Raw genomic sequence first — 3,502 nt, 5'->3', positions numbered from 1 at the left:
CTTCGTTTATTTGGAAATCTGTTAATCTCATTTGCTGCAATTTTTTCAAGGACATTCTTAATTTAAGATTAGATTTTAATACTCTTTCTCTCTTGAACAAAAAAAGTCATAAAGTCTTTTGGCTTTCTTAAAAACCACAAAATATTTGCGGTTTTTTCATTTCCCTTTTCACTCTTGGAAAAAAAGATAGAAAGAGAGAAATGGGTCATTCTCTAAGCCAAATAAGCTAAAATATATATTATTTCTTGCTTTTTTGCAAGATTTTTGTAAATTTGTTTTTATCAATTGTTAAAATTGTTAAAAATTGTTAAAATTGTTAAATAATTGTTAAACAATTGTTAAATAATTGTTAAACAATTGTTAATTATTTTTTTGTCTTTTTATTTTTAAGAACATAAAATGAGTATTCATCGTGTTCTTCTGCGTCATATTCGTCTTTACTATCGGATTCGGATTCGGATTCAGATTCAGATTCAGCTGCAAATTTATAAGCTGGTTTATAAAAACTTATTGGCAAATTATATAACTCCAATGGAATGAATATATCGTTAATAATTATTTCTCTACAACAAGGACATTTTAGTAAATGTTTTTTATTGTGATTCATTTTCCACTTTAACATACAAGATTTGTGAGCATATTGCTTACAACATTGCATTTTCTCTGTGCAATTGTTAGGCTCTAAACAAATAAAACATTCCATTCTTAATATATAAATATATTTAAAGAAAAGATTTAGAAATATTTTACGCTGTATATATATATAATGGAAGAACAAAAAGACGAAAAAATAGTTTATGTATATTCAAGCTACACACCTGCTCAAAAAAGGGCTATTTATAAATACAAACAAAATCCAGAAAAAAAAGAAATGATTAAGAAGAACCGAAATGAAAACTATTTAAAAAAAAAAGAAGACCCTACATTTGTTGAAAGAAAAAGGAAACAAGCTAGAGAAAGCTATTATAGAAGAAAAGAACTCAATAAAATATCCGACTGTGAAATTAAAACAGAAGAAATAGAACAAAATATTGAGGAATAAAAAAAATTGATTTTAAAATATATTTAAGTTAAAAGGCTTAAAAATATTTTGTGTAATATATATATACCAGATACAATGTCTACAAATAGATTCCAATGTTCAAAATGTGATAGTTTATTTGCGACTAAACAAAGGCTTCAAAGTCACGAAGCTAAGAAGAAAAACTGTGTTGAAACTAATATTGAAGTCAATGTTACAATAAATCAAAATAATTCTTCTTCCGAAGAACAAGAGGAACTTCGCAATGAGATTGAAATGCTCAAAGAAAAGCTAAAAGATTTAGAAAAAGAAAATTGCGAATTAAAAGCCAAATTGGAATGTAAAGATGAAACCATAGCCATTCTGAGAGAACAAGGTATGAGACCTCCAATAATTCAATCAATACCGCAGCAAATAAGTTCTAAAAAATCGTTTTGTTTAGACGACTTTTTGAAAAACAAATGTAGCGAAGGCATTGACATTTTAGAATTTGCAAACAATGTTGATGTTGACTGGAAAGATTATGACAGCTTTCTTACTAAAAGTTGGTCGGAAGTAATAACAACAGTTTTTAAAAGAGAATATAATAAATTTGACGCTTTAAAAAGACCATTGTATTGCAGAGATATTGACAGACAATCATTTTGTGTTAAATCAAATGGACAATGGTTGAAAGAAGATAATAATACACTTATTAATAAAACTTTTGGGACAATATATAATAAAATTTTTCATTTTGGAAAATCTGAATGGGAACAAAAAAATCCTGAGTGGAATAATACACAAACAAAAACTCACGATAAATCTATGAAAATAATATTAGCTTGCACTACAGGATTTTGTGAGAAGGATAACAATTACAATAAAGTAATAAAAAATATCACTAGTTTTACTAAAATTGACAAATCAGTTTAATTATATATATACAACTAAATATCATTAAAACCAATAAAAGTCAGAAAGTCTTTTGGCTTTTCAAAAAGCCGCAAAATATTTGCGGTTTTTTCATTTCCCTTTTTACTCTTGGGAAAAAAGATAGAAAGAGAGAAAATCAGAGGTTCTATATATAAAATCAAGGAAAATGCGCATATTTCTTTGATTTTATATCTATATTTATTGATTTTTTGGAAAAACTTGTGTAGTATATAATTTTTGACTTAACAATTTTTTAACAATTTTTTAACAAATTGTTAAAATTGTTAAAAAAATTGTTAAAATTGTTAAAAAATTGTTAAAATTGTTAAATCAAAGTAATATATATATCCCCTTCTAAGCCATTGTATTTTAATGTTCTTTCGTGCTTTATGATTTAAAATTTAATTTTAGTTAATTTAGAAAGAATTTAATAAAATTTACAAATCTGGTGGTCTAACAGAGTCATTTTTTGATTCTATGTCTTCTTGTTCAAGTTCTACTTTCCTATGAATACGAATCCCAAAACACGAGACTTCATCACATTTTGAAGAACTCAATTTTTTAATTACTAAAGCAACGATTGCCGAGCCTGTCGCCATAAGAGTTAGCCAAAATGTTTCCGAAAGGTCTGTCATTATATATTTAAGAATATATTTTAATGCAAAAAAAAGAAAAAAGCAATGAAATTAAAAAAATAATATTGCTTTATTGTATAAAAATGGCAACATATGTTTCTCTCTCCGCTGACAAATTATCTCCTCAACAAGCGAACATTTTAGAAGAAGCTAGACTAAGAAAGATTACAATTCAGAATATGCAACGAACGAACTTGGAAAATGAAGCAATTTGGCGAGACAAGCAACAGAAACAGTATTCTAACTTAGTTTCTGTTACTGATTCAAAACCTCTATCAAAAATAATTACGGAAGAGATGAACTCACAAGGTCAAGACGATTTTATTCAAAAACAACACGCAATGGCAAACATAGCGTTGATAGCAGATGAGTCAAATGTAGAATACATTATAGACCGATTAAATCCAGCTCAAATAAGATTTTTAAATGATAACTGGGCTTTAATATTAAGAAAAATTCAAAAAGATGTAACAAAAATGGATAAGAATGTTTTTGTGAATATTATTGCAAAAATGACCCAAGAAGGAGCATCTTATGACGATACTCAGGCACAAATTCCTGACCCAGCTGACCCAAATGCGATGATTCCAAACCCAAGCGTTGCTGCAAGGGCTCAAATGAAACAAGAAAAAGCAGATGCAGAAACGCAAAGAGCTATTGGTGATTTTAAAAAAATAGCTGACCAAAGGCAAGCTGAGGCGGACAATGGAATCGCAGTAAACGCTCAACGAAATGCAGCTGCTCTTGCAGCAAGAAATGCAGCTAGAAATGCACCAATTGCAGCTGCTTTGGCAGCTCGCCTAAATGCAGCTCGTTCTGCTCCAGCGATAGTAACTCCTTCTGTTTTGTCTTCATCATCTTCATCATCGTCAACATCATCATCATCATCATCAACATCAACTCCACCTCGTGCAGCATCTCCTATTCAAGC

At 28.9% G+C, this 3,502-nt stretch carries 5 protein-coding genes; 3 read left to right on the top strand and 2 right to left on the bottom strand.

From position 1 onward, the window contains the following. Positions 1 to 364: 364 nt before the first annotated feature. Positions 365 to 607, bottom strand: coding sequence for a hypothetical protein (locus AC8IG9_RS06455; RefSeq protein ID WP_507425994.1), 243 nt, complete (start codon positions 605 to 607; stop codon positions 365 to 367). A gap of 159 nt (positions 608 to 766) precedes the next feature. On the opposite strand from AC8IG9_RS06455, the gene AC8IG9_RS06450 reads away from it, so the two are divergent. Beyond that, entirely contained in the window at positions 767 to 1,042 is a 276-nt protein-coding gene (locus AC8IG9_RS06450) for a hypothetical protein (RefSeq protein ID WP_507425993.1), read from the top strand. A 75-nt stretch (positions 1,043 to 1,117) separates the two neighbouring features. Next, positions 1,118 to 1,936, top strand: coding sequence for a hypothetical protein (locus AC8IG9_RS06445; protein WP_507425992.1), 819 nt, complete (start codon positions 1,118 to 1,120; stop codon positions 1,934 to 1,936). Between the two features lie 437 nt (positions 1,937 to 2,373). Here AC8IG9_RS06445 and AC8IG9_RS06440 read toward each other — a convergent pair whose 3' ends face one another. Further along, positions 2,374 to 2,571 (bottom strand): hypothetical protein, encoded by a 198-nt coding sequence (locus AC8IG9_RS06440; RefSeq protein ID WP_507425991.1) that lies wholly within the window; start codon positions 2,569 to 2,571, stop codon positions 2,374 to 2,376. A 23-nt stretch (positions 2,572 to 2,594) separates the two neighbouring features. On the opposite strand from AC8IG9_RS06440, the gene AC8IG9_RS06435 reads away from it, so the two are divergent. Continuing rightward, positions 2,595 to 3,502 (top strand): hypothetical protein (locus AC8IG9_RS06435; RefSeq protein WP_507425990.1); only part of this gene is annotated, 908 nt, incomplete at its 3' end.

Origin of the sequence: Candidatus Allofontibacter sp., assembly GCF_040404065.1 — a bacterium.
Lineage (GTDB): Bacteria > Pseudomonadota > Alphaproteobacteria > Pelagibacterales > Pelagibacteraceae > Fontibacterium.
The sequence above is the reverse complement of the archived record's forward strand: the minus strand, read 5'-3'. Positions and strand labels throughout refer to the sequence as shown.